Source organism: Pseudomonas sp. FG-3G (assembly GCF_901007645.1).
In the GTDB taxonomy this organism is placed as follows: domain Bacteria; phylum Pseudomonadota; class Gammaproteobacteria; order Pseudomonadales; family Pseudomonadaceae; genus Aquipseudomonas; species Aquipseudomonas rhizophila.
Genome location: NZ_CAAKGZ010000005.1, coordinates 71,780 through 95,662, shown reverse-complemented (window position 1 = coordinate 95,662; position 23,883 = coordinate 71,780). Strand labels below are relative to the sequence as shown.

Annotated in this window: 23 protein-coding genes; 11 read left to right on the top strand and 12 right to left on the bottom strand. The window is 60.0% G+C overall.

Annotated elements, in window-relative coordinates; genetic code table 11:
- The 3 genes from lepA to lptF form a co-directional block, all read right to left on the bottom strand.
- Entirely contained in the window at positions 1-1,800 is a 1,800-nt protein-coding gene (gene lepA / locus PSEUDOMOFG3G_RS03475) for a translation elongation factor 4 (protein ID WP_047228880.1), read from the bottom strand.
- A 139-nt stretch (positions 1,801-1,939) separates the two neighbouring features.
- Positions 1,940-3,001 carry an LPS export ABC transporter permease LptG gene (lptG, locus tag PSEUDOMOFG3G_RS03470; protein ID WP_139049215.1) on the bottom strand — a complete coding sequence of 354 codons (1,062 nt, stop codon included), beginning with the start codon at positions 2,999-3,001 and terminating at the stop codon, positions 1,940-1,942.
- Positions 2,994-4,115 carry an LPS export ABC transporter permease LptF gene (lptF, locus tag PSEUDOMOFG3G_RS03465; RefSeq protein ID WP_047228878.1) on the bottom strand — a complete coding sequence of 374 codons (1,122 nt, stop codon included), beginning with the start codon at positions 4,113-4,115 and terminating at the stop codon, positions 2,994-2,996. The genes lptG and lptF overlap by 8 nt, the downstream gene beginning before the upstream one ends.
- Before the next feature lie 459 nt (positions 4,116-4,574).
- Here lptF and PSEUDOMOFG3G_RS03460 point away from each other — a divergent pair, with 459 nt between their 5' ends.
- The 5 genes from PSEUDOMOFG3G_RS03460 (at position 4,575) to rlmF (ending at position 11,282) form a co-directional block, all read left to right on the top strand.
- Positions 4,575-6,065, top strand: a complete 1,491-nt coding sequence (locus PSEUDOMOFG3G_RS03460) for a leucyl aminopeptidase (protein ID WP_047228877.1) — start codon at positions 4,575-4,577, stop codon at positions 6,063-6,065.
- Positions 6,066-6,125: 60 nt separating this feature from the next.
- Positions 6,126-6,554, top strand: a complete 429-nt coding sequence (locus PSEUDOMOFG3G_RS03455) for a DNA polymerase III subunit chi (RefSeq protein ID WP_139049214.1) — start codon at positions 6,126-6,128, stop codon at positions 6,552-6,554.
- A gap of 7 nt (positions 6,555-6,561) precedes the next feature.
- Entirely contained in the window at positions 6,562-6,927 is a 366-nt protein-coding gene (locus tag PSEUDOMOFG3G_RS03450; protein ID WP_047228875.1) for a hypothetical protein, read from the top strand.
- 224 nt (positions 6,928-7,151) lie between these two features.
- Complete coding sequence (locus PSEUDOMOFG3G_RS03445; RefSeq protein ID WP_139049213.1) at positions 7,152-9,998, top strand: valine--tRNA ligase; 2,847 nt, start codon at positions 7,152-7,154, stop codon at positions 9,996-9,998.
- Between the two features lie 264 nt (positions 9,999-10,262).
- A complete protein-coding gene (rlmF, locus tag PSEUDOMOFG3G_RS03440) occupies positions 10,263-11,282 on the top strand; it encodes a 23S rRNA (adenine(1618)-N(6))-methyltransferase RlmF (protein ID WP_139049211.1) in 1,020 nt (339 codons plus the stop codon).
- A 113-nt stretch (positions 11,283-11,395) separates the two neighbouring features.
- Here rlmF and PSEUDOMOFG3G_RS03435 read toward each other — a convergent pair whose 3' ends face one another.
- Positions 11,396-11,677, bottom strand: coding sequence for an HU family DNA-binding protein (locus tag PSEUDOMOFG3G_RS03435; RefSeq protein ID WP_047228872.1), 282 nt, complete (start codon positions 11,675-11,677; stop codon positions 11,396-11,398).
- 395 nt (positions 11,678-12,072) lie between these two features.
- Here PSEUDOMOFG3G_RS03435 and yejK point away from each other — a divergent pair, with 395 nt between their 5' ends.
- From yejK to PSEUDOMOFG3G_RS03420, 3 genes are all read left to right on the top strand, one after another.
- Positions 12,073-13,077, top strand: coding sequence for a nucleoid-associated protein YejK (yejK, locus tag PSEUDOMOFG3G_RS03430; RefSeq protein WP_139049210.1), 1,005 nt, complete (start codon positions 12,073-12,075; stop codon positions 13,075-13,077).
- Positions 13,077-13,433: a glutaredoxin family protein gene (locus PSEUDOMOFG3G_RS03425; RefSeq protein WP_139049209.1), complete on the top strand. Its 357-nt coding sequence runs from the start codon at positions 13,077-13,079 to the stop codon at positions 13,431-13,433. Before yejK ends, PSEUDOMOFG3G_RS03425 begins: the two co-directional genes overlap by 1 nt.
- Before the next feature lie 309 nt (positions 13,434-13,742).
- Positions 13,743-14,018 carry a hypothetical protein gene (locus PSEUDOMOFG3G_RS03420; protein ID WP_139049208.1) on the top strand — a complete coding sequence of 92 codons (276 nt, stop codon included), beginning with the start codon at positions 13,743-13,745 and terminating at the stop codon, positions 14,016-14,018.
- A gap of 86 nt (positions 14,019-14,104) precedes the next feature.
- Here PSEUDOMOFG3G_RS03420 and PSEUDOMOFG3G_RS03415 read toward each other — a convergent pair whose 3' ends face one another.
- The 4 genes from PSEUDOMOFG3G_RS03415 to PSEUDOMOFG3G_RS03400 form a co-directional block, all read right to left on the bottom strand.
- Positions 14,105-15,037, bottom strand: coding sequence for a glutathione S-transferase family protein (locus PSEUDOMOFG3G_RS03415; RefSeq protein WP_139049207.1), 933 nt, complete (start codon positions 15,035-15,037; stop codon positions 14,105-14,107).
- 79 nt (positions 15,038-15,116) lie between these two features.
- The gene (locus PSEUDOMOFG3G_RS03410; protein ID WP_076383632.1) at positions 15,117-15,440 is read right to left on the bottom strand and encodes a GIY-YIG nuclease family protein; all 324 of its coding nucleotides are present in this window, start codon (positions 15,438-15,440) and stop codon (positions 15,117-15,119) included.
- Between the two features lie 41 nt (positions 15,441-15,481).
- A complete protein-coding gene (locus PSEUDOMOFG3G_RS03405) occupies positions 15,482-15,952 on the bottom strand; it encodes a nuclear transport factor 2 family protein (protein ID WP_047228866.1) in 471 nt (156 codons plus the stop codon).
- An 85-nt stretch (positions 15,953-16,037) separates the two neighbouring features.
- Positions 16,038-17,366: a CynX/NimT family MFS transporter gene (locus PSEUDOMOFG3G_RS03400; protein WP_107321922.1), complete on the bottom strand. Its 1,329-nt coding sequence runs from the start codon at positions 17,364-17,366 to the stop codon at positions 16,038-16,040.
- A 319-nt stretch (positions 17,367-17,685) separates the two neighbouring features.
- Between PSEUDOMOFG3G_RS03400 and PSEUDOMOFG3G_RS03395 the strand changes: the two genes are divergently transcribed.
- Positions 17,686-17,997, top strand: a complete 312-nt coding sequence (locus tag PSEUDOMOFG3G_RS03395) for a type II toxin-antitoxin system MqsR family toxin (protein WP_139049206.1) — start codon at positions 17,686-17,688, stop codon at positions 17,995-17,997.
- A complete protein-coding gene (locus tag PSEUDOMOFG3G_RS03390; protein ID WP_139049205.1) occupies positions 17,994-18,482 on the top strand; it encodes a type II toxin-antitoxin system MqsA family antitoxin in 489 nt (162 codons plus the stop codon). Before PSEUDOMOFG3G_RS03395 ends, PSEUDOMOFG3G_RS03390 begins: the two co-directional genes overlap by 4 nt.
- 58 nt (positions 18,483-18,540) lie before the next feature.
- Here PSEUDOMOFG3G_RS03390 and PSEUDOMOFG3G_RS03385 read toward each other — a convergent pair whose 3' ends face one another.
- From PSEUDOMOFG3G_RS03385 to PSEUDOMOFG3G_RS03370, 4 genes are all read right to left on the bottom strand, one after another.
- Positions 18,541-19,305: an amino acid ABC transporter ATP-binding protein gene (locus tag PSEUDOMOFG3G_RS03385; protein WP_047228862.1), complete on the bottom strand. Its 765-nt coding sequence runs from the start codon at positions 19,303-19,305 to the stop codon at positions 18,541-18,543.
- A gap of 11 nt (positions 19,306-19,316) precedes the next feature.
- Positions 19,317-20,414 carry an amino acid ABC transporter permease gene (locus PSEUDOMOFG3G_RS03380; RefSeq protein WP_139049204.1) on the bottom strand — a complete coding sequence of 366 codons (1,098 nt, stop codon included), beginning with the start codon at positions 20,412-20,414 and terminating at the stop codon, positions 19,317-19,319.
- Between the two features lie 12 nt (positions 20,415-20,426).
- Positions 20,427-21,608, bottom strand: coding sequence for an amino acid ABC transporter permease (locus PSEUDOMOFG3G_RS03375; RefSeq protein WP_139049203.1), 1,182 nt, complete (start codon positions 21,606-21,608; stop codon positions 20,427-20,429).
- 65 nt (positions 21,609-21,673) lie between these two features.
- On the bottom strand, positions 21,674-22,705 hold the full coding sequence (locus tag PSEUDOMOFG3G_RS03370; RefSeq protein ID WP_139049202.1) for an amino acid ABC transporter substrate-binding protein: 1,032 nt from the start codon (positions 22,703-22,705) through the stop codon (positions 21,674-21,676).
- A 473-nt stretch (positions 22,706-23,178) separates the two neighbouring features.
- Between PSEUDOMOFG3G_RS03370 and PSEUDOMOFG3G_RS03365 the strand changes: the two genes are divergently transcribed.
- A complete protein-coding gene (locus PSEUDOMOFG3G_RS03365; RefSeq protein ID WP_047228858.1) occupies positions 23,179-23,835 on the top strand; it encodes an alpha/beta hydrolase in 657 nt (218 codons plus the stop codon).
- Positions 23,836-23,883 lie beyond the last annotated feature (48 nt).

The window sequence follows — 23,883 nt, the reverse complement described above, 5'->3', positions numbered from 1 at the left end:
CTAACTATCCAACCTGAGCACCGCAAGGAAGGCTTCCTGTGGAATTTCCACGTTACCAACCTGCTTCATGCGTTTTTTACCGGCCTTCTGCTTTTCCAACAGCTTGCGCTTACGGCTGACGTCGCCGCCATAGCATTTGGCCAATACGTTCTTTCTGAGCGCCTTGACGGTTGTACGCGCCACAATCTGCCCACCAATGGCGGCCTGGATTGCCACATCGAACATCTGCCGCGGAATCAGTTCCTTCATCTTCTCGGTCAATGCACGACCTTTGTAGTGCGCGTTGTCACGGTGCACGATCAATGCCAGGGCATCGACTTTCTCACCGTTGATCAGCACATCCAGCTTCACCAGATTAGCCGATTGGTAACGATCGAAATGATAGTCCAGCGAAGCATAGCCGCGACTGGTGGATTTCAGGCGATCAAAGAAGTCCAGCACCACTTCGTTCATCGGCAGGTCGTAGGTCACCTGGACCTGGGTACCGAGGAACAGCATGTCGTGCTGCACGCCACGCTTTTCGATGCACAGGGTAATGACGTTGCCCAGATGCTCCTGCGGCACAAGGATGTTGGCCCGCACGATCGGCTCGCGCATATCCTCGATGGCCGACAGGTCCGGCAACTTGGACGGGTTGTCGACGTAGATGGTTTCGCCGTTCTTGAGCAGCAGCTCGAAAATTACCGTCGGCGCCGTGGTGATCAGGTCCAGGTCGTACTCGCGCTCCAGGCGCTCCTGGATGATCTCCATGTGCAGCATGCCCAGGAATCCGCAACGGAAGCCAAAGCCCAGGGCGTCGGAGCTTTCCGGGGTGTATTGCAGGGACGAGTCGTTCAGGGTCAGCTTTTGCAGGGCTTCGCGGAAATCCTCGAAGTCGTCGGAGCTGACCGGGAACAGGCCGGCGTAGACCTGAGGCTGGATACGCTTGAAGCCGGGCAGCACATCGACGTCGGGGGTGGAGCTCAGGGTCAGGGTGTCACCGACCGGTGCACCGTGAATGTCCTTGATGCCGGCGATGATGAAACCCACTTCACCGGCCTTCAGATCAACGGTGGCGGTGTGTTTCGGGTTGAAGACACCGACGCTGTCCACCAGGTGGATCTTGCCGGTGGATTTGACCAGGATCTTGTCACCCTTCTTGACGCGGCCGTGGCGCACGCGAACCAGGGAGACGACGCCCAGGTAGTTGTCGAACCAGGAATCGATGATCAACGCTTGCAGCGGATCTTCGATATTGCCGGTCGGCGCAGGAATGGTGGTCACCAGGCGCTCGAGCACTTCGTCCACGCCCAGGCCGGTCTTGGCGCTGCAAGTGACCGCGTCGGTGGCATCGATGCCGATGATTTTCTCGATTTCTTCCTTCACGCGGTCCGGATCGGCCTGGGGCAGGTCGATCTTGTTCAGCACCGGCATGACTTCCAGGCCCTGCTCGATGGCCGTGTAGCAGTTGGCAACCGATTGCGCCTCGACGCCCTGGCCGGCATCGACCACCAGCAATGCACCTTCACAGGCCGCCAGCGACCGGCTGACTTCATAGGTGAAGTCGACGTGGCCCGGGGTATCAATGAAGTTCAGCTGATAGGTAATGCCGTCGCGGGCCTTGTAGTAGAGCGTAACGCTGTGGGCCTTGATGGTGATCCCGCGCTCACGCTCCAGATCCATGGAATCCAGGACCTGGGCTTCCATTTCACGCTCGGCCAGGCCGCCGCACATCTGGATGAAGCGATCAGCCAGCGTCGACTTACCATGGTCAATGTGGGCGATGATGGAGAAATTGCGGATATGACTCAAATCACTCACGGATCAACACTCAAAAAGGCTGCAGGCATGGCCCGCCGAAAAATAGCCGGGAATTGTACCTGATACACCGCGCAAGTGGGAGCAAGCTTTGCTCCCACACAGCCTTGCCCCCGCAGCCCCCTCGCCATCGGTGCGCTGATCAACCGGCCCGGCGCAACAGCCAGAACCCGGCCAACGCACAGACACCGGCCGGCACCAGCACCGCAAACAGCGGCGAGAAACCGAATACCAGGCTCGACGGCCCCAGCAAATCCTGAGCAATACGGAAGGTGAAGCCCACCAGCACACCGGTAAACACACGCTGACCGAGGGTCACCGAACGCAGCGGGCCGAAGATGAAGGAAATCGCCATCAGCACCAAGGCTGCGGTGACCAGCGGCTGCAACACCTTGACCCAAAAAGCCAGCCAGTAGCGACCGTTGTTCAAGCCCTGATCCGCCAGATAGTGGATATACCCCCACAAACCGGTAATCGACAGGGAGTCCGGCGCCATCACCACAGTGCTGAGCAACTGCGGGCTCAGCGCCACGTCCCAACGCTCTTGCGGCGCGGCGACCACTTCAGTGCGCTTGTCATGGAACAACGTGGTGGTGACATCATTGAGCTGCCAGTGATCTTCAACAAACTTGGCGCGCTTGGCGAAGCTCGACGACAGCATGTGCCGCTGGTCGTCGAAACGGTAGCGGGTCACGCCATACAGGACACCGTTGGGCTGGACCGAGTTGATGTGGATGAACTCGTCACCCTGGCGGTGCCACAGGCCGTGCTTGGCGCTTTGTGCGTCGCCACCACCCTGGGCCAGGGAACGGTTGGCCTGAGCGGTGTTTTCGGTGGCCGGGGCAACGTATTCGCCGACCAGCAAACCCACCAGCATCAGCACCAGCATCGGTTTCATCACGGCCCAGACGATCCGACCAACGGAAACACCGGCGGCGCGCATGATGGTCAGCTCGCTGTTACTTGCCAGGCTGCCCAGGCCGATCAGGCAACCGATCAGCGCCGCCATCGGCAACATGTCGTAGAGCCGCCGCGGGGCGGTCAGCAATACGTAGCTCAACACGTCCATCAAGGTATAGGTGTCGCTGACATCACCCATTTCATCGATGAAGGCGAACAGGGTCGCCAGGCCAAGAATGATCCCCAGCACCGCGAGAATCGCCATGAACACACTGCTGCCGATGTACCGATCGAGTTTAACCACGGGCCACCTCCAGCGCGCTGCGACGACTGGCCAGCTTCAGGCGCAGTGGTTCCCAGTAGAGCAACCCGAGGCCAATCGCCAGGAAGATCGAATGCACCCACCAAAGGCCCAGCGCGGGCGGGATCTTGCCTTTCTCCAGCGCGCTACGGGCGGAAATCAGGATGGTCAGGTAAGCCATATACAGAAGAATCGCCGGTAGCAGCTTGAGGAAACGGCCCTGGCGCGGATTGACTCGCGCCAGCGGGACCGCCATGAGGGTCACGATGAATACCAGCAGCGGCAGCGAAAGGCGCCATTGCAATTCAGTGCGCGCCCGAATGTCGTTGTTGCCCAGCAAGCTGGAGGTGGGCATGGCATCGCGGTCGGTGACTTCGTCGCTGACCTCGGGCTTGGGCAGCAATACGCCATAGGTGTCGTACTTGATGGCCCGGTAATCGGCCTGCCCCGGCTTGCCGTCGTAGCGGTAGCCGTTTTCCAGGATCAGGTAGCGGTTGCCGTCGGGGTTGATTTCCTGACGCCCCTTCTCAGCCACCAGCACCGAAATGCCGCGGTCCTTCTTGGTGTCGGAAGACACGTTCTTTTGCGTAATGAAGACGCCGCCCAGGTCGACCCGGTCTTCCGAGAGTTCTTCGGTATAGGTGACGCGAGTCCCGTCGCGCAGGGCCTGGAAGCGCCCGGGCACCAAGGTGTCGAACTCGGTCAGGGCGTCCTGCTGGTTGATCAGCATCTGGAACTGGTTGGCTCCCTGGGGCGCCAGGCTAAGACTCAGCCAGGCCACAACCAGCGCCACCAGAGTGGCCGGGAAGAGGGTCATGCGAAACAGGCGTTGCTGGCTCATGCCGGTGGCCGACAGCACGGTCATTTCGCTGTCCAGGTACAACCGGCCGTAGGCCAGCAGAATACCCAGGAACAACCCCAGCGGCAGGATCAATTGCAAAAAGCCCGGCAGGCGGAACCCCATGATCAGGAACAGCGAGCCTGGATCCAGCGCGCCGGAGGCCGCCTGGGCGAGGTATTTAATGAAGCGCCCGCTCATGATGATGACCAGCAGCACGGCGCTGACGGCGCTCAGGGTCAGCAGGACTTCGCGGGATAGATAACGGAAGACGATCACACCAGACACTCCAGGGCTGTCAGGCTAGGATTTGTACGAAAAGTGCCTGCGCGATGATCATGCTGCGTTGAAAACAGGCTCGGAATGCTCATTGACAACCAGTCAACTCCGCTTCCTCGCCTGTTTTCGCCTTGCCTGATCGCCGCTCGGCGACTTTTCATACAAACCCTAAGGCGGCCAAACAAGCAAACGTATCGAGCCGGCCCGCCACAGCGCGCCGCCGAAAAAAGAGCCGCATTATCCTGTGATTGGGGGCGCCTGTCACTTCGCACGCTTTAACCCGGTGCTTAAAGCCACAATTTAGCGCTGTCGGTGGGGTTGTCAGGCCCTGGCGCCGGGGTTCAAACTGCGGCCTTTGTCGCCGGCAAGCACCGGCGCTTCTCTTATATAGAAGAAGCTCGCTCAGCGCGCCATTGTGTCGGCGCCTGGCATCTTGACCATTCATTCAGGGATCCGGACATGGAACTGGTTGTAAAAAGCGTCAGCCCAGAAACGTTGAAAACCGCCACGCTGGTGGTTGCCGTCGGTGAAAACCGCCAGCTCGGCGTCGTCGCCACCCAACTCGACAGCCTGAGCGGCGGTGCCATCAGCGCTGTGCTCAAGCGCGGCGACCTGGCTGGCAAAGTCGGCCAGAGCCTGTTGCTGCACAACCTGCCCAACCTCAAGGCCGAGCGCGTGCTGCTGGTGGGCGTGGGCAAGGACGCCGAACTGGGCGACCGTCCGTTCCGCAAAATCATCGCCGGCGTGTTGGGCACCCTCAAGGGTCTGGGTGGCGCTGATGCCGTCCTGGCGCTGGACGAGTTGGTGGTCAAGGGTCGCGACAGCTACGGCAAAAACCGCCTGCTGGCTGAAACCCTGGTGGACGGCGAATACCAGTTCGACCAGTTCAAGAGCCAGAAAGCCGAACCCCGCGCCCTGAAAAAAATCACCCTGCTGACCATCAAGGCTGCCCAGGCTGAAGTTCAGCGTGCCGTGACCCACGCCACAGCGATCGCCAACGGCATGGCCTTCACCCGCGACCTGGGCAATCTGCCACCGAACATCTGCCACCCGACGTTCATGGGTGAACAGGCCAAGGCGTTGGGCAAGGAATTCAAGGGCCTGAAAGTCGAAGTCTTCGACGAAAAGAAAATCAAAGACCTGGGCATGGGCTCGTTCTATTCCGTCGGCCAGGGCAGCGCACAGCCGCCACGCCTGATCGTCATGCAATACAACGGTGGCAAGAAGTCCGAGAAGCCGTACGCACTGGTCGGCAAGGGCATCACCTTCGACACCGGCGGCATCAGCCTCAAGCCGGGCGCCGGCATGGATGAAATGAAGTACGACATGGGCGGCGCCGCGAGCGTGTTCGGCACCCTGCGCGCCGTGCTCGAACTGCAACTGCCGATCAACCTGGTGTGCATCCTGGCCTGCGCCGAGAACATGCCCAGCGGTAACGCCTCGCGTCCAGGCGACATCGTCACCACCATGAGCGGCCAGACCGTGGAAATCCTCAACACCGACGCCGAAGGCCGCCTGGTGCTGTGTGACGCCCTCACCTACTCCGAACGCTTCAAGCCGCAAGCGGTGATCGACATCGCCACCCTGACCGGCGCCTGCGTCGTCGCCCTCGGCGCCCACACCTCGGGCCTGCTGGGCAACAACGACGAGCTGATCGGCCAACTGCTCAGCGCCGGCCAGCAAGCCGACGACCGCGCCTGGCAATTGCCGCTGTTCGACGAATACCAGGAGCAGCTGGACAGCCCGTTCGCCGACATCGCCAACATCGGCGGCCCGAAAGCCGGGACGATCACCGCGGCGTGCTTCCTCTCGCGCTTCACCAAGAACCTGAACTGGGCGCACCTGGACATCGCCGGCACAGCCTGGACCAGCGGCGGCAAGGACAAGGGCGCCACCGGCCGGCCGGTTCCCCTGCTGACCCAATACCTGCTGGACCGCGCCAAGGCCTGACACCGATGACCGGCGTTGGCGTCGCCTTCGGGCGGCGCCAATGGCGGCTCAGGAACTGCAATGACCAAAGTCGATTTCTACATCCTGCCCAGCGCCGATCCGGCGGCGCGGCTGGATTTCGCCTGCAAGCTCACCGAAAAGGCCTGGCGCATGGGCCACCGCATCTACCTGCATTGCAGCGATGCCGCCCAGCGCGATGACCTCGATGCACGTCTGTGGGCCTTCAAGGGCGAGAGCTTCGTACCCCATGGCCCGGCCGAAAACGAACCCGAAGGATTGATCGTGCTCGGGCTGGGAGATGACTGCGGTCAGCACCAGGACTTGCTGGTCAACCTTGACCTGAAAGTGCCGCCTTTTGCCCAGCGCTTCGCCCGTGTGGCGGAAGTGGTGGTGGAAGACCCGGGCATCCGGCAAGCCGCGCGGGAGAGTTTCCGTTTCTACCGCGAACAGGGCTATCCTCTGCAAGACCACCGTTTACAGCGACTCTGAGCCCACGATGGACACTCCAAAACCGCCACAAAAGCCCACGCACCTGCTGGACGACCTCGAGTCGATCCGCCAACTGCTCGGCGACGACAACCTGCAACCACCGCTGTTGACCGATACGGTGGAGCACGAGCCCGAGCATGACGAGCAGATTCCACTGCTGTTCGAGCCGATCAACGGCCAGCCCGAACCCAAGCCGGCGCCCAAGGCCGAGGCCAAAGGCCCCGATGCGCTGTTGCACCTGGAAAGCGAACTGCGCGCCGCCGCACAATTGATCATGCAAGACGTCATCGACGACTTCGCTCCGCACATCGAGACCGAGATCAAGCGCCGGCTGGATGCGCGGATGGAGCGATTGCTGAGTCAGTACGAATAACGCCCTCTGCCTCATTGTGAACATCCTGTGGGAGCGAGCCTGCTCGCGATAACGGACTGTCAGTCCCCATTGATGTTGAATCTGCTGGCCTCATCGCGAGCAGGCTCGCTCCCACAGGGTTCAACCGTGTCCGGCTTCTCGCTTGCTGCGTGTGGCTTGCATCTCCCCCGCCCGCTATACTTCCCGGCTTTTCCTGAATAAATGCCAATAGGGTCCCGCCGCGCATGGATAAGACCTACCAGCCGCACGCCATTGAAACTTCCTGGTACAACACCTGGGAGTCCGAGAATTATTTCGCTCCGCAAGGCGCGGGCGATTCCTACACCATCATGATCCCGCCGCCGAACGTCACCGGCAGCCTGCACATGGGCCACGGTTTCAACAACGCGATCATGGATGCCCTGATCCGTTTCCGCCGTATGCAAGGCCGCAACACCCTTTGGCAGCCGGGCACCGACCACGCTGGCATCGCCACGCAGATGCTGGTGGAACGTCGCCTCGAAGCCCAGGGCCAGAACCGCCATGACCTGGGACGCGAGAAATTCCTCGAGAAAGTCTGGGAATGGAAAGACGAGTCCGGTGGCAACATCAGCCGCCAGATCCGTCGCCTGGGCTCGTCCGTGGACTGGAGCCGCGAACGTTTCACCATGGACGACGGTCTCTCGGAAGCGGTGAAAGAAGCCTTCGTGCGCCTGCATGAAGACGGGCTGATCTATCGCGGCAAGCGCCTGGTCAACTGGGACACCAAGTTGCATACGGCCATTTCCGACCTCGAAGTGGAGAACCACGACGAGAAAGGCTTCCTGTGGAACCTGAAGTACCCGCTGGCCGACGGCGCCAAGACCGCCGAAGGCAAGGATTACCTGATCGTCGCCACCACGCGCCCGGAAACCATGCTGGGTGACTCCGCCGTTGCGGTAAACCCGAACGATGAGCGCTACCAAGCCCTGATTGGCAAGTTCGTCGAGCTGCCCCTGGTTGGCCGGCGCATTCCGATCATCGGCGACGATTACTGCGACCCCGAATTCGGCACCGGTTGCGTGAAAATCACCCCGGCCCACGATTTCAACGACTACGAAGTCGGCAAGCGCCACAACCTGCCGCTGCTGAACATCTTCGACAAGAACGCCAACGTGTTGCCGGCGGCCCAGGTGTTCAACCTCGACGGCACGCTGAACGAAAGCGTCGACGGCCAGATCCCGGCCGAATACGCCGGCCTGGACCGCTTTGAAGCGCGCAAGCAGATCGTCGCGGCATTCGACGCAGCCGGCCTGCTGGTCAGCGTCGATGATCACGGCCTGAAAGTGCCGAAAGGCGACCGCTCCGGCACCATTATCGAGCCGTGGCTGACCGATCAGTGGTACGTGTCCACCAAACCGCTGGCCGAGCCTGCGATCGCTGCGGTAGAAGATGGCCGCATCCAGTTCGTGCCCAAGCAATACGAAAACATGTACTTCTCGTGGATGCGTGACATCCAAGACTGGTGCATCAGTCGCCAACTGTGGTGGGGCCACCGCATCCCGGCCTGGTACGACGAGTCAGGCAAAGTCTACGTCGGCCGCGATGAAGCCGAAGTCCGCGCCAAGCACAACCTCGGTCCGGACGTAGCTCTGCAACAGGACAACGACGTACTCGATACCTGGTTCAGCTCGGGCCTGTGGACCTTCTCCACCCTGGGCTGGCCGCAGCAGACCGAGTTCCTGAAGAAATTCCACTCCACCGACGTACTGGTCACCGGCTTCGACATCATTTTCTTCTGGGTCGCCCGGATGATCATGCTGACCATGCACCTGGTGAAAAACGAAGACGGCACGCCACAAGTCCCATTCAAGACCGTCTACGTGCACGGCCTGGTGCGCGATGGCCAGGGCCAGAAGATGTCCAAGTCCAAGGGCAACGTCCTGGACCCGCTGGACATCATCGACGGCATCGATCTGGAAACCCTGGTGCAGAAACGCACTTCGGGCCTGATGCAGCCAAAACTGGCGAAGAAGATCGAGAAGGCCACCCGCGAAGAATTCGCCGACGGCATCGCCAGCTACGGCACCGACGCCCTGCGCTTCACCTTCTGCTCGCTGGCGTCTACCGGTCGTGACATCAAGTTCGACATGGGCCGCGTTGAGGGTTATCGCAACTTCTGCAACAAGATCTGGAACGCCGCGCGCTACGTACTGGACAAAGGCGAAGACTGCGGCCAGAACGGCGAAGCCTTTGAGCTGACCCTGGCTGATCGCTGGATTATTTCCCAGCTGCAACGCACCGAAGCCGAAGTGACCCGCCAGCTCGATCAGTTCCGTTTCGACCTGGCGGCACAAGCGTTGTACGAGTTCATCTGGAACCAGTACTGCGACTGGTACCTGGAACTGTCCAAACCAGTGCTGTGGGACGAAAACGCCCCGGTCGAACGCCAGCGCGGCACCCGCCGCACCCTGGTGCGCGTGCTGGAAGTCGCCCTGCGCCTGGCGCATCCGTTCATGCCGTTCATCACTGAGGAAATCTGGCAGCGTGTCGCTCCGCTGGCGGGCGCCCAAGGCAAGACGATCATGCTGCAACCGTGGCCGGTGGCCAACGAAACCCGCATCGACCCGGCCGCCGAAGACGACATTGAATGGCTCAAGACCTTCATGTTGGGCCTGCGTAACATCCGCGCCGAAATGAACATCGGCCCGGGCAAACCGCTGAACCTGTTCCTGAACAATGCCAGCGCCGAAGACCTGCGCCGCCTCCACGAGAACGAAGCACTGCTCAAGAAACTGGCCAAGCTCGAATCGGTGACCGTCCTGGCCGCTGGCGAAGAAGCACCGCTGTCCGCCACCGCCTTGGTTGGCGAGATGGAAGTGCTGGTGCCGATGGCCGGCCTGATCGACAAGGCTGCCGAACTGGCGCGCCTGGATAAGGAAATCCTGCGTTTGAAGGGCGAAGTCCAGCGCGTCGGCGGCAAGTTGTCCAACGCCGGTTTCGTTGACAAGGCACCGGCCGAAGTCATCGAGAAGGAACGCGCCAAACTGGCCGAGGCTGAACAGGCCTTGGGCAAGCTGGCCGAGCAACATGCGCGGATCTCCAGCCTGTAACGGGGATTTGCAATGAAGAAGGAGGTCCTGATGGACCTCCTTTTTTATGCCTGGTACTTTCTAGTGAACACGCTTGCCCCCTGTGGGAGCGAGCCTGCTCGCGATGACGGCGGTACATTCAACATTGGTGCAAGCTGACCCACCGCTATCGCGAGCAGGCTCGCTCCCACAGTAGATCGCGCCGATCGTTGCAGTTGGGTTCGCAGGGGCAGGATGTGGGACAATGCCCGCCACTTTTTGAACCCTCCCCGAATCGACCCGCACATGACCGCCCCTCGCACGCCCAAGCCAGCACGTTCCAAGCCCAAACCCGCCACGGAGGCCAAAGTGCCGCGGGAGAAGGCCACCCTGCACCCACGCAATCGCCACCAGGGTCATTACGACTTCCCGGCATTGATCAAGTCCACGCCCGAATTGGCGAAGTTCGTGATCATCAACCCCTATGGCAAGGAAAGCATCGATTTCGCCAGCCCGGAAGCCGTACGGGTGTTCAACCGGGCGCTGCTCAAGTCCTTCTACGGCATCGCCCATTGGGACATTCCGGCCGACTACCTGTGCCCTCCGGTGCCAGGACGTGCGGACTACGTGCATTTCCTCGCTGATTTACTGGCCAGTCACAACGAAGGAACGATTCCACGCGGGGCGGCGGTGAAGGTGCTGGACATCGGCACGGGGGCCAACTGCGTGTACCCGCTGATCGGCTACAGCGATTACCGCTGGCATTTCCTCGGTTCGGAAATCGATCCGACGGCCATTGCCTCGGCCAAAGCCATTGTCCAGTCCAACGGGCTGAACAAAGCCATCCAACTGCGCCAGCAAGCCAACCGCAAGCAGATCCTGTTGGGTTTGCTGGAAGAGGCCGAGCGGTTCGACCTGACAATGTGCAACCCACCCTTCCACGCCTCCCTGGAGGAAGCCACCAAGGGCAGCCAGCGCAAATGGCGTGCGCTGGGCAAGGCCGACCCGAAGCGCAAGCTGCCGGTGCTGAATTTTGGCGGTCAGGCGGCGGAGTTGTGGTGCGAGGGCGGAGAGGCCCGGTTTGTGACGCAACTGATCGGCGAGAGCGCACAGGTGGCCAGCCAGGTGCTGTGGTTCAGCACGCTGGTGTCAAAGGCGTCGAATCTACCGGCGATTCAAACCGCCTTGAAAAAGGCCGGGGCGCTGCACAGCCAGGTGGTGGAAATGTCCCAGGGGCAGAAGCAGAGCCGCTTTGTGGCCTGGACCTTCCAGACCGAGGCACAGCAGCAGGCGTGGCGCCAGTCGCGTTGGGTTCGCAAGGGCTGAGTGGGAGCAAGGCCTTGCTGCCACAAATGCCCTGACCACAGACCACTTTTTCCAAGGCAATAAAAAACCGTGCCCGGATCACTCCGCAGCACGGTTTTCTTTTAAACGCGATCTTACTTGTTGATGCCGTCGGTCAGCGCTTTGGCTGGAACGAACTTAACAACTTTCTTGGCAGCGATTTCGATGGCTGCGCCAGTCGAAGGGTTGCGGCCGGTGCGGGCAGGACGCTCGGTGACTTTCAGCTTGCCGATGCCTGGCAAGGTGATTTCGCCGCCATTTTCCAGCTGATCGGCAACGATCTGACCCAGTTGGTCCAAAGCGTTACGCGCGGTGGTTTTAGGCGCGTCGATAGCTTCAGCGATGTCAGCGATCAGTTGGTCTTTAGTAAGAGCCATGTAGTGTTCCTTCCCTATCAAATTCATATGGATTGCAGAGTGCAGTGTCAGCCATCGAGCCCGATCTCAGAGGATCAGACACCCTCGGTAATCACCACGACGGATCGGGGTAATAGATGCCGAAAACCGGGTTTGGTTCGACCTGACAAATGCTGAATGCACGCTTAACGCAGTGACTTCGCGTAAGACCGGGCAAAACTAGCACAACGCCTGTGAAATATCCGCCTCTAGCTACCCATTTGGTCAGCTTTCTTGCGCGAAAACGGTAAAAAAATGCATATGGCGTGTCGGACGGGTCTGAAAGGGGCTTTGCAGGGTTCCAAAACCAGTGATTGCGGTACACTGGGCCTTTTTGGGGGAGCGCGCCCTCCTCTCTTTCATCAGCCGAGAAATCCATGCCGATCCGTCATTGCATCGTCCACCTGATCGACAAAAAACCCGACGGCACGCCCGCCGTGCTCCATGCCCGTGACTCCGAGTTGAGCGAGTCCACGGCCATCGAGAACATGCTCGCCGACCTCAACGAGAGCTACAACGCCAAACAAGGCAAGGCCTGGGGCTTCTTCCATGCCGAGTCCGGGGCGCACCCGTTCAGCGGCTGGCTGAAGGAGTATCTCGACGGCGGCAAGGACTTCACCGCATTCAGTCGCGTAGCGGTGGAACACCTGCAAAAGCTGATGGAAGAGTCCAACCTCTCGGTGGGCGGCCACGTGCTGTTTGCCCATTATCAACAGGGCATGACCGATTACCTGGCGATCGCCCTGCTGCACCACAGCGAAGGCGTGGCGGTCACCGACGAGCTGGACGTGACCCCGTCCCGTCACCTTGATCTGGGCCAACTGCACCTGGCAGCGCGGATCAATGTGTCGGAATGGCAGAACAACAAACAGTCCAGGCAGTACATCTCGTTCATCAAGGGCAAGAACGGCAAGAAGGTCTCGGAATATTTCCGCGACTTCATCGGCTGCCAGGAAGGCGTCGACGGCCCCGGCGAAACCCGCACCCTGCTCAAGGCCTTCAGTGATTTCGTCGAAAGCGAAGACCTGCCCGAAGACGACGCCCGGGAGAAAACCAAGACCCTGGTGGATTACGCCAGCAGCCAGGCCAAGCTCGGCGAGCCGATGGGCCTGGAAGAGCTGTCCGAACTGATCGACGAAGATCGCCCGAAAGCCTTCTACGACCACATTCGCAACAAAGACTACGGGTTGTCGCCGGAGATTCCGGCGGATAAACGCACCCTCAACCAGTTCCGCCGCTTCACCGGCCGCGCCGAAGGCTTGTCCATCAGTTTTGAAGCCCACCTGCTGGGCTCCAAGATCGAATATGACGAAGAAGCCGGCACGCTGATCATCAAGGGCCTGCCCACGGCGCTGACCGATCAGCTCAAGCGCCGTAACTGATGCTCGCAAAGGTTCTGAAGAAGTTTCTGCTGATTTTGCTGGTGGTTGTGGCATACCAGAACTGGGGCAAGATCGAGCGGGTACTCACCCCCTCGCAGATGCTGCCTGAACAGATCCGGGCCAATGCCCGGGTCGTGCTGTATGCCACCGACTGGTGCGGTTACTGCAAGGCGACCCGACGGTTCCTGGATGAAAAAGGCGTGCCCTATCGCGAGTTCGATATCGAGAAAGACGCTCAGGCGCGCAAGGCCTATGAGGCGCTGGGCGGGCGCGGGATCCCGATTCTGGATGTAAATGGCACGCTGATTCGTGGTTTTGAGCCGCAGAACATCCTCGAGGCACTGTCCGCGAAATAGGTTTGTCCGCTAGCGATGATGCTGGATCTGATGGCCTCATCGCGAGCAGGCTCGCTCCCACAGGGATTCGTGGCGGACGCCAATCCTGTTACCACTGCAAACCCAGGGTGGGAGCGAGCTTGCTCGCGATGGCGGTGGTCCAGTCAGAGCGCCAGCCCTGGGTAGACGGTAAGCGCCCATTAGTCGGGACTGTCAACTCCTACAGTATCAATGCCTGAAATAGCGTTCATTTTTTATATGCCCCCTCAGCCGAAGCCGTCGCTGAGCCGAACCTCTTGCGAGAACGCCTGAACAGACGGAGCATATAAAATGAACGCGATACAGCACTACCCAGCCCGAAACCGCGTTATAAAAATCACCCACCGCGCCCTGGTGTTGTCTTTCATTGCGATCTACGCCGGTTCCGCCTCTGCCGCGCAATACACCTGCCAACTCTTCCTGCCACCGAACCAAACCGTCATACAGACCACCACCGTTTTCAACGGGAGCAGCACGAGCGATGCAATCCGCCGCGCCACAACGATCTTCGACCTGCAAGGCCTTATTCCTCCCAATGCGCCACACCTGGTTCAATGCGAGTTGTAATATCGGGTGATCGCTTCTGGAATAATCGCCCGGAATTGCCTGCTCCGGGCGACAGATCGACTTTAATCGAGCGCCTGACCTTCTTATCAGGTTGATAATTGAAAACCCAGCCGTGGAAAGTGCACATGCACCACCCCGCCAAGCGCGTCTTCGCGACGCAGGATCAGCTCTTCACGACCGGCAAACAACAACTCTCCGGCCACCGGGTCGACGCCATAATCGGTTGCGGCAATCGTCACCGGCTGCCCTTTCGTGAACCCGTTCGGTTCCTCGAATGACTCATCCGGCAGCGCTGCCGGCGCAGCGTTGCGAGCCACTTCCAAAGCCTCTTCGGAACTCATCGCGTTCGACGCGCCATGGCCAAAACCCAGCACTCGCGCCAACCATGCCGAGATCGCCGGGTAGGTGTCTACCAGCGGCGAAGTCACCGCAGTGCCTTTGAGAAACCACAGAGGGTGAGCCATGGCGAAGTCGGCAATCGATGGATCGCCCAACAGAAAGTCACCCTCCTCGCGCTGCAACTGTTGCTCAAGACGCGCCATGATCGTGGGCCATTGGTGCTTGGCCTGTTCGGCAGACAGATGCTTGGTCGTACCGCCACTGAACAGCCCGGCCCGATCGCTGATAAACGTCTTGATGACTTCAGGCGGCAACTTGGCGAAACGCACCGCCACCGACTCCGGCTGAAACACCAGGCTTACCGCATGTTGAAACACCACCGAATCGGCCCATGCGGCAAAAGACGCTGCAATCATCTCCCGGCCTTCGGGAAACAGCGCCGGCGAAGCTTTTTCCTGCTCTAACCGACGGGCGATCAGCGCCGTGTCGCAATAGATATCCGCGCCGATCTGCAATACCGGGGTCTTGCGGTAGCCGCCCGTCAGTGCCGTCAGGTCGGGCTTGGGCATCATTGGCGGGATATGCACCGAACGCCAGGACAGGCCCTTGAAACCCAGTAACAAGCGGGCTTTCTCGGCGAAGGGAGACGTCGGGTAATGATGAAGAATCAGCTCTGACATGAGGTTCGCCACTGCGGGGAGGAAGTCCCGCAGCTTAGCGTGCCAGGGCCCGACAGCCTACCCTTCTGATGAAGCCGTATCAGCGCGGTTGATGGAACATCGATGCGCTCGCCACCAGGCACTCCTTGGCGCTTTTCTTGAGTTTCTTGATCAATCGCTCCTGGCGCAGGGCTTCGCCCTTGTCGCGACAGGCTTCGGTGTACACCAACGCCACCGCCGGGCTGGAAAGGAAAAAACGCGCGCCCTTGCCGCTTTGATGCTTGGCGAAACGCCGAACCGGGTCATCACTGATGCCGCAGTACAGCGAACCGTTGGCGGCCCGCACCAGGTAGACGAACCAGGGTTTGCCCGGTTCGGCTGCAGCTTGCCCTGGCAGGTCGGAGGATGGGTTGGCGGTCGTCACAGGATGTTCAGCAGACGTGTAGAAAACAAGCCGCAATCTTATCAGCGACTGGCCTGAAACGCCCGTAGCCCCTTGAGGGCCTGGGCTCTGACGGCATTGCGCACCAGCGGCGTCCAACCCAGCAGCAGGCCCTTGGTGCCCAATGCCTGGCGGGACCAGCGCCACAGATCAAAACTGTCATGGTGCTCGCAAATCTTGCCGTCGCGAAACACGAACCGTGCCTGAATGTCATTGACCACCGTGTTGCCGGTCTGACTGAACAGGTAAGTCGCCACCCAGTGGGCACCGCCGGTACGCTCATCGCTGCGCACGTTATCGAAGGTCAGGGAAAAATCCTTGGCCCGAGTGGTGAGCATGCGCCACATGTCGCCGGCATCGCGCCCGCGCAGTTCACCGAACGCCGGGTCGCTGAACACCACGTCGTCGGTGTAGCAGGCGCTCATGGCGTCGGCATCCAGACGCTGGAAGGCCTGGTAGAAGCGGGTGATCAAGGCGTTGTGGGCATCACTCATGGACAAGCTCCAAAAATCTTCAGTAGAGCTGCACGATAATCTGCTCTGGCGAGGAACACTATCGTCATTCGCCATGAAAATAACATCAGCGAAGATCACTGACTCTTTCGCTGCTGACCCCAACGTATAGCGCCCGGCCGGCCCCGATGCCCGCGATGATCGCGCCCAGGCCAATCACACCGAAGATCCAACCCAGAGCACTCCAGCCGCCGGTCCAGTCGTGGACCACCCCGACCGCGAACGGCCCCATGGACGCCAAGGTGTAGCCGAACCCCTGGGCCATGCTGGAAAGATTCGCGGCCACATGGGCGTCCCGCGAGCGCAGCACGATCAGCGTCAGCGCCAGGCTGAACGTTGCTCCCTGCCCAAGCCCCAGCAGGATCGCCCAACCCCACAAACCTTCAATGGGCGCATAGAGGCATCCAAACAGCCCGCCCAGAGTCATGACCATGACGATCACAATGGCCAGGCGTTGATCCTTGCCCCGAGTCGCCAGCCAGGGCGCCGCCAGGGAACTGATCAGTTGCACGATGACCGAGCCGGACAACACCAGCCCGGCCTGGGTCGGCGTCAGGCCACGGCCAATGAGGATCGACGGCAGCCACCCGAACACGATGTAGGCCAGGGACGACTGCAACCCCATGTACAACGTCACCTGCCAGGCCAACGGGTCACGCAGCAAACCGCGAACCCGATATGCCACCTGATGAGCACCGTGTTTCTGGCCCACTTGCGGCAGCCAGAACACGGCGGCCAGCAGCGCCGGCACCACCCAGAAACCCAGGCCCATCGCCCAGCTGTGATTCAGATGCTCGCTCAACGGCACGGTGGCCCCGGCCGCCATCGCCGCCCCCAGGCACAGCGCCATGGTGTAGACGCCGGTCATGGCGCCGGCGTGTTTGGCGAAGTCACGCTTGACGATGCCCGGCAACAGTACACCGATCACACCAATGCTCGCACCGGCCAGGATGCTGCCAGCAAACAAGCCGATCTGGCCGAAAGAACTGCGCAAAATGATCCCACCGGCCAGGGCCAGCAAGATTCCCAACACCACCCGCTCAGCTCCAAAGCGCCGCGCCAGCACCGGCGCCAGCGGTGCGAACAGGCCCAGGCAAAGCACTGGCAGCGTCGTCAGCAAGCCGGCCTGGGCAGCCGACAAACCAAGGCTTTTTGAAACTTCACTAAGCAATGGGGCCATGCTCGACAGCGCCGGACGCAGGTTCAGCGCCACCAGGATCAACCCGAGCAGTAACAGCCAGGGTTTGCGCAGCAATGGAGGGGCCTGCTGGGTCTGCTCATCGTCGGTTTCGGCGTCGATCAGCAAATGCTCAAGCTCTGCGGCGCGTTTGGGCGTCGTCGGGGTCATGCGGTCAAGCGTATCGCGGGACATGGAAAGCTCTGGTTCAAGGTTCATTGATCAACTGTCGACGGAGGGCCTTGGCCTATTGCCGAACCTGTTGTTCGACAGCGTCGAGGATTCGATGTGCAGATCGAACACCGGTTGAGGACGAGGACGAAGCTCTGGCGCCACTGCGCGCCGATGACGCTTGGGAAGTCACGATAGCGTTCGCTGAGCGCAGGGGTAGGCAGCATGGGTTGAATTTTCTGACAGATTAGTCAGCTTCTTGTAGGACGGCAACCGCCTAAGGTCAATGCGAGGGAAAAGGAGCGAAATTTTCGATTGGTCAAAATTACCCCTTAAGGGTAATTTTAAGGACAAGGCATACAGTTCTATGGAAAAGAGCACACCCCACTACGATCTGGCAGTCGTCAAGGCCGAAGTCCTCAGGCTGGGGAACAAGGTATTCACAATGAGCGCTCAGCAAGGCGCTCGAAGAATGTCGTTAAGCACTGCCCGGATGCTGCAAATCATGGCCTCGCTGGAGTACAGGATGTTGCACAAATCGATGACGACCTATGCCGATCATCGAATCTGGCAGGACGTTTATCACACCACATTTCAGGATCGGGAGATTTACATTAAGGTGACCTACCGCCCTGGCGGTGGGCATCCGGTAGTCTCCTTCAAGGAGAAAGACCAATGAAAACGCAGCAATGTGTCAACTGCGGTACTCAAGACGCCATGCAACACTTTGAGGGCCGCAGCTTTACCATCGACTACAAGCAGGTAGCACGGCAGGTGCACGACATGGCCGGATGGGAGTGCCGGGTCTGTGGTGAAATCGAATTTGATCACGACACCGACAGTGCGCAACGTTATTCCCAGGCGAGCGATCAGTTGCTCGAAGATTGTGCCCAGGCGATGGCGGCGGAGATGAAACGCATCCGCCGCAAACTGCACCTCACGCAAAAAGACGCGGTGAAACTGCTGTCTGGCGGCGGACACAACGCCTTTTCCCGTTACGAGCGTGGCGAAGTCGCCCCACCGCAACCACTGTTCATGCTGATGCGCCTGCTCGATCGTCATCCCCACCTGATGGCGGAAGTACTCGCACTGAGCGAGGGCACCGATTTGAAGCAGTTGTTGACTACCCGCCATCCGGAACAGGCAACCGTTCTGACACCCTGAATCCCAGGCAAAAATAAACCCGGACAAGTCCGGGTCTATTTCAATGCCTAAGGCCGGATCAATGCAGAATCTGGCTCAGGAACAGCTTGGTGCGGTCGTTCTGCGGGTTATCGAAGAAGTCGTTCGGCGCGGCCTGTTCGACGATTTCGCCCTTGTCCATGAAGATCACACGGTTGGCCACGGTGCGGGCAAAGCCCATTTCGTGGGTCACGCAGAGCATGGTCATGCCGTCTTCGGCCAGGCCGATCATGGTGTCCAGAACCTCTTTCACCATTTCCGGGTCGAGCGCTGAAGTCGGTTCATCGAACAGCATGATTTTCGGTTTCATGCACAGGGCACGGGCGATGGCCACACGCTGCTGCTGGCCGCCGGAGAGCTGGCCCGGGTATTTGTGCGCCTGCTCTGGAATGCGTACGCGCTCCAGGTAATGCATGGCGATTTCCTCGGCCTTGCGCTTGGGCATCTTGCGCACCCACATCGGCGCCAGGGTGCAGTTCTGCAGGATGGTCAAGTGCGGGAACAGGTTGAAGTGCTGGAACACCATGCCGACTTCACGGCGGATCGCTTCGATCTGCTTGAGGTCGTTGGTAAGTTCCACGCCATCGACCACGATGCGACCCTGCTGGTGTTCTTCCAGGCGGTTGAGGCAACGGATGGTGGTGGACTTGCCGGAACCCGACGGGCCGCACAGCACGATACGCTCGCCCTGCTGGACGTTCAGGTTGATGTCTTTCAACACGTGGAACTGGCCGTACCACTTGTTCACGCCCTGCATCTGAATAATGCCTTCAGGGCTCACAGGCTGTTTGATCGCTTCACTCATAAACTACGCTCCTAACGCTTGTGGCCAGTGTCCAGCTTGCGTTCCAAATGCATGGAATAGCGGGACATACCAAAACAGAAAATCCAGAACACCAGGGCGGCGAACACATAGCCTTCGGTGGCCATGCCCAGCCATTTCGGGTCGGCGGCAGCTTGTTTCACGCTGTTGAGCAGGTCGAACAGGCCGATGATGATCACCAGGCTGGTGTCCTTGAACAACGCGATGAAGGTGTTGACGATACCCGGGATCACCATCTTCAGGGCTTGCGGCAGAATCACCAGGCCCATGCTGCGCCAGTAGCCCAGGCCCATCGCCGCGGCCGCTTCGTACTGACCTTTGGGAATGGCTTGCAAGCCGCCACGCACCACTTCAGCCACGTAGGCCGACTGGAACAGGATCACGCCGATCAGTGCCCGCAGCAGCTTGTCGAAGTTCATGCCTTCAGGCAGGAAAAGCGGCAGCATCACCGAGGACATGAACAGCACCGTGATCAACGGCACGCCGCGCCAGAATTCGATGAAGGTCACGCAGACCACACGAATCGCCGGCATGTTCGAACGCCGCCCCAAAGCCAGCACGATGCCCAACGGCAAAGCCCCGGCGATACCGACGGTGGCGATCACCAGGGTCAGCATCAGGCCGCCCCATTGGCTGGTCGACACGGTGGCCAGACCGAACACACCACCGTGCAACAGGCACCAGGCGATGATCGGATACAGCACCAGGAAACTCAGGCCGTAGACCGCCTTGCGCGGGAAGCGCGAGATGAACAGCGGAGCCACACCAATGACCGCCAGCCACACGGTCAGGTCCACGCGCCAGCGCAGATCCGCCGGGTAGTAGCCGTACATGAACTGGCCAAAGCGCTGCTGGATGAACACCCAGCAGGCGCCCTCCTTGGTGCAGTCAGCCTGTGTGGTGCCGACCCAGTTGGCGTCGAGGATCGCCCAACTGATGATCGGTGGAACGACCAGGTAAATCAGGTAGAACGCAAACAACGTCAGCAAGGTGTTGAGCCAGCTGGAGAACATGTTCGCGCGCATCCACGCCACCACGCCGATGCTACTGCTCGGTGGGGGCATGTCAGGTTTGAAAGTATGGGATGTCATGCGCGTTTTTCCTCACCGCTCGATCAGCGCAATGCGCTTGTTGTACCAGTTCATCAGCAGGGAAATGCTGATACTGATCGCCAGGTACACGCTCATGGTGATCGCAATAACTTCGATCGCCTGCCCGGTCTGGTTCAGCACCGTACCGGCAAACAGCGAAACCATTTCCGGATAACCGATACCGGCCGCCAGCGAGGAGTTCTTCGCCAGGTTCAGGTATTGGCTGGTCAACGGCGGGATGATCACGCGCAGGGCTTGCGGGATGATCACCTTGCGCAGGGTCGGACCGTTACGCAGGCCCAGGGAATGGGCAGCTTCGGTCTGACCGTGGCTGACCGACTTGATGCCCGAACGCACGATCTCGGCGATGAATGCCGCGGTGTACACCGTCAGTGCCAACGTCAATGCCAGCAATTCGGGAATCAGTACCCAGCCACCGACGAAGTTGAAGCCCTGGAGTTCCGGCATTTCCCAGTGCACAGGGGCACCGAAGACCAGGGCGCACAGCGCCGGGATCACCAGGAACAACGCCAGGCCCACCCAGAATTTATGGAACGGCTCGCCCGTGGCTTCGAAACGCTTATTGGCCCAGCGGGTCATCAGCACGATGGCGATGATCGCCAGCACGACGCTGATCACGAATGGCCAGAACCCGTCCGCCACCAGCGCGGCCGGCATGTTCAGGCCCCGGCTGCTGACAAAGAAGGTGTCGCCGAAGTTATGGGCGGCGCGTGGGCCCGGCATGGTCAGGAATACGGCGAAGTACCAGAACAGGATCTGCAGCAGTGGCGGGATGTTACGGAAAACCTCCACGTACACCGTTGCCACTTTGGCGATAATCCAGTTTTTCGACAGTCGGGCCACGCCGACAATGAAACCGAGAATCGTCGCCAGGATCACGCCGATGAACGTCACCAGCAGTGTGTTGAGCAACCCGATGACGAAGACGCGGGCATAGCTGTCCGCTTCGGTGTAGTCGATCAGGGTTTGAGCGATGCCGAATCCGGCACTGCGCTCCAGAAAGCTGAAACCGGAGGTGATGCCCCGGTGCTCAAGGTTGGTTTGCGTGTTGTCGAACAGAAACCAGCCCAGTGAAACCACCGCCACAATGGTGACGATCTGAAATACCCAGGCACGCACGCGTGGATCGCTGAGGCTAAGCCTCTGCTTAGGTGCGCCGATTGAATTTTGCATGAAGTGCCCCGCAAAGAATGGAACAGAACATCACCCGGTGGTTGGCCCACCGGGTGATAGAACCATCAGCGCACTGGTGGTGCGTATTGAATGCCGCCGTTGGTCCACAGCGCGTTCAGGCCGCGATCGATTTCCAGCGGGGTGCCTTTGCCGAGGTTGCGCTCGAACACTTCACCGTAGTTACCGACTTGTTTGACGATCTGGACAACCCAGTCTTTGGGCAGCTTCAGGTCTTTACCGTATTCACCGTCAGCGCCGAGCATACGGGCGACGTCCGGGTTCTTGGTGGATTTGGCTTCAGCTTCAACGTTCTTCGAAGTGATGCCGGCTTCTTCAGCGTTGAGCATGGCGTAGCCAGTCCAGCGCACTATTTTCGCCCACTCTTCGTCGCCATTACGCACGACCGGGCCCAGTGGCTCCTTGGAAATGGTTTCCGGCAGAACCACGTAGTCCTTCGGCGCGGCCAGCTTGCTGCGCTGGGCAAACAGCTGGGACTTGTCGGAGGTCAGCACGTCGCAACGACCGGATTCCAGCGACTTGGCGCTTTCATCGGAGGTGTCGAAGGTGATCGGGGTGTATTTGAGGCCGTTGCCACGGAAGTAGTCGGAAACGTTCAGCTCGGTGGTGGTACCGGCTTGGATGCAGATGGTTGCACCGTCCAGTTCCTTGGCGCTCTTGACGCCCAGCTTTTTGTTTACCAGGAAGCCGATGCCATCGTAGTAGGTGATGAAGCCTGGGAAAACCAAGCCCATACCCGCGTCACGGGAGCTGGTCATGGTGGTGTTGCGCGACAGGACGTCAATTTCACCGGACTGCAGCGCGGTGAAACGCTCCTTGGCGTTCAATTGACTGAATTTCACCTTGTTCGCGTCGCCGAATACGGCAGCGGCCACTGCGCGACAGAAATCAGCGTCGATACCGAGGATCTTGCCGGAGGCATCAGGCACCGAGAAACCCGGCAAGCCATCGCTCACGCCACATTGCACAAAGCCTTTCTTCTGTACGGCATCCAGGGTTGCACCCGCCTGAGCGAACCCGCTGACGCCGAGTACTGCAGCTGCAGTCACGACGGCCAGGGTGGATTTCAGTAACTTCATTCAAACCTCCAGTTTTGCTCTTGTTGTGTCGGAGCTCGAGCCCTGTCGCACCCTTATGGGGCATTGCCGACCCTTGTTGGCTTTTTTTAGGGTCAACCGACGTCTGGACCTTCGCTATGAGTCTAATAATGAGAATGCCCCTAAACAGGGCGCCTGCCTCATCTCTCACCAATCGGCCGAACGGGCTGTAGCCCTTCACGTTCGCGAAGCCCGTAGCGGCTATTGGCGAACATCCATCACCGGATTTCTGATATCCCATGCGGCGCGTCAAGCTGATAGTGTTACCGCGCAGCGTAAGAATCATCACTCAAGCTACCTCAAAGCAAACGCCGTACCACACCGCTGCGCTTGACCCTTATGAGACACGTCAAGACAAAAACTTTTAAGATTGCGACATCTAATTAACTGAGGCACCGGGCCCGCACTGTAATAACGCACTGAATGAGCGCGCCCGCACAGATTTGGAGCAGACCATGACCGACCCCTTGATTCTCGAGCCCAGCGGCACCGCCGACGCGTGCGTCATCTGGCTCCACGGCCTGGGCGCCGATCGTTACGACTTCCTGCCGGTGGCCGAAATGCTGCAGCAAAGCCTGCTCACGACACGTTTCGTTCTGCCTCAAGCGCCGACCCAGCCGGTGACCATCAACGGCGGCTACGCCATGCCGAGTTGGTACGATATCCGCGCCCTGAGCCCCGCGCGGGCCATCGACGAGCAACAGCTGGAAGTGTCGGCGCAGCGGGTCATCGACCTGATCGAAGCCCAGCGAGCCCTTGGAATAGACGCCTCGCGGATTTTCCTCGCAGGTTTTTCCCAAGGCGGCGCGGTGGTCTATCACACCGCGTTCGTGAAATGGCAGGGTCCATTGGGGGGCGTAGTCGCGCTGTCCACTTATGCACCGACTTTCAGCGAAGAACTGCAATTGTCGGCCAGCCAGCAGCGCATTCCGGTATTGGCGCTACACGGCCAGTACGACGAAGTGGTACTCAACCCCATGGGGCGGACCGCGAAAGAGTATTTGAAACAGCATGGTGTCACCGTGACATGGCAAGAATACCCAATGGGCCATGAAGTGTTACCCGAAGAGATTCGCGACATCGGCACCTGGCTGAGCGAGCGGTTGCGCTAAGCGGGCGTGAGGACATGTCAACCCCTTGACGATCACACTACGCCGCGC

Bases quoted from the DNA above. Each gene is read 5' to 3' on its own strand.
- yejK (WP_139049210.1), top strand. From the start codon at position 12,073: ATGCCGATCCGTCATTGCATCGTCCACCTGATCGACAAAAAACCCGAC.
- PSEUDOMOFG3G_RS03445 (WP_139049213.1), top strand. From the start codon at position 7,152: ATGGATAAGACCTACCAGCCGCACGCCATTGAAACTTCCTGGTACAAC.
- PSEUDOMOFG3G_RS03425 (WP_139049209.1), top strand. From the start codon at position 13,077: ATGCTCGCAAAGGTTCTGAAGAAGTTTCTGCTGATTTTGCTGGTGGTT.
- PSEUDOMOFG3G_RS03365 (WP_047228858.1), top strand. From the start codon at position 23,179: ATGACCGACCCCTTGATTCTCGAGCCCAGCGGCACCGCCGACGCGTGC.
- PSEUDOMOFG3G_RS03405 (WP_047228866.1), bottom strand. From the start codon at position 15,952: ATGAGTGATGCCCACAACGCCTTGATCACCCGCTTCTACCAGGCCTTC.
- PSEUDOMOFG3G_RS03395 (WP_139049206.1), top strand. From the start codon at position 17,686: ATGGAAAAGAGCACACCCCACTACGATCTGGCAGTCGTCAAGGCCGAA.
- PSEUDOMOFG3G_RS03460 (WP_047228877.1), top strand. From the start codon at position 4,575: ATGGAACTGGTTGTAAAAAGCGTCAGCCCAGAAACGTTGAAAACCGCC.
- PSEUDOMOFG3G_RS03455 (WP_139049214.1), top strand. From the start codon at position 6,126: ATGACCAAAGTCGATTTCTACATCCTGCCCAGCGCCGATCCGGCGGCG.
- PSEUDOMOFG3G_RS03370 (WP_139049202.1), bottom strand. From the start codon at position 22,705: ATGAAGTTACTGAAATCCACCCTGGCCGTCGTGACTGCAGCTGCAGTA.
- rlmF (WP_139049211.1), top strand. From the start codon at position 10,263: ATGACCGCCCCTCGCACGCCCAAGCCAGCACGTTCCAAGCCCAAACCC.
- PSEUDOMOFG3G_RS03450 (WP_047228875.1), top strand. From the start codon at position 6,562: ATGGACACTCCAAAACCGCCACAAAAGCCCACGCACCTGCTGGACGAC.
- PSEUDOMOFG3G_RS03390 (WP_139049205.1), top strand. From the start codon at position 17,994: ATGAAAACGCAGCAATGTGTCAACTGCGGTACTCAAGACGCCATGCAA.
- PSEUDOMOFG3G_RS03375 (WP_139049203.1), bottom strand. From the start codon at position 21,608: ATGCAAAATTCAATCGGCGCACCTAAGCAGAGGCTTAGCCTCAGCGAT.
- PSEUDOMOFG3G_RS03420 (WP_139049208.1), top strand. From the start codon at position 13,743: ATGAACGCGATACAGCACTACCCAGCCCGAAACCGCGTTATAAAAATC.
- PSEUDOMOFG3G_RS03400 (WP_107321922.1), bottom strand. From the start codon at position 17,366: ATGAACCTTGAACCAGAGCTTTCCATGTCCCGCGATACGCTTGACCGC.
- PSEUDOMOFG3G_RS03385 (WP_047228862.1), bottom strand. From the start codon at position 19,305: ATGAGTGAAGCGATCAAACAGCCTGTGAGCCCTGAAGGCATTATTCAG.
- PSEUDOMOFG3G_RS03380 (WP_139049204.1), bottom strand. From the start codon at position 20,414: ATGACATCCCATACTTTCAAACCTGACATGCCCCCACCGAGCAGTAGC.
- PSEUDOMOFG3G_RS03435 (WP_047228872.1), bottom strand. From the start codon at position 11,677: ATGGCTCTTACTAAAGACCAACTGATCGCTGACATCGCTGAAGCTATC.
- PSEUDOMOFG3G_RS03415 (WP_139049207.1), bottom strand. From the start codon at position 15,037: ATGTCAGAGCTGATTCTTCATCATTACCCGACGTCTCCCTTCGCCGAG.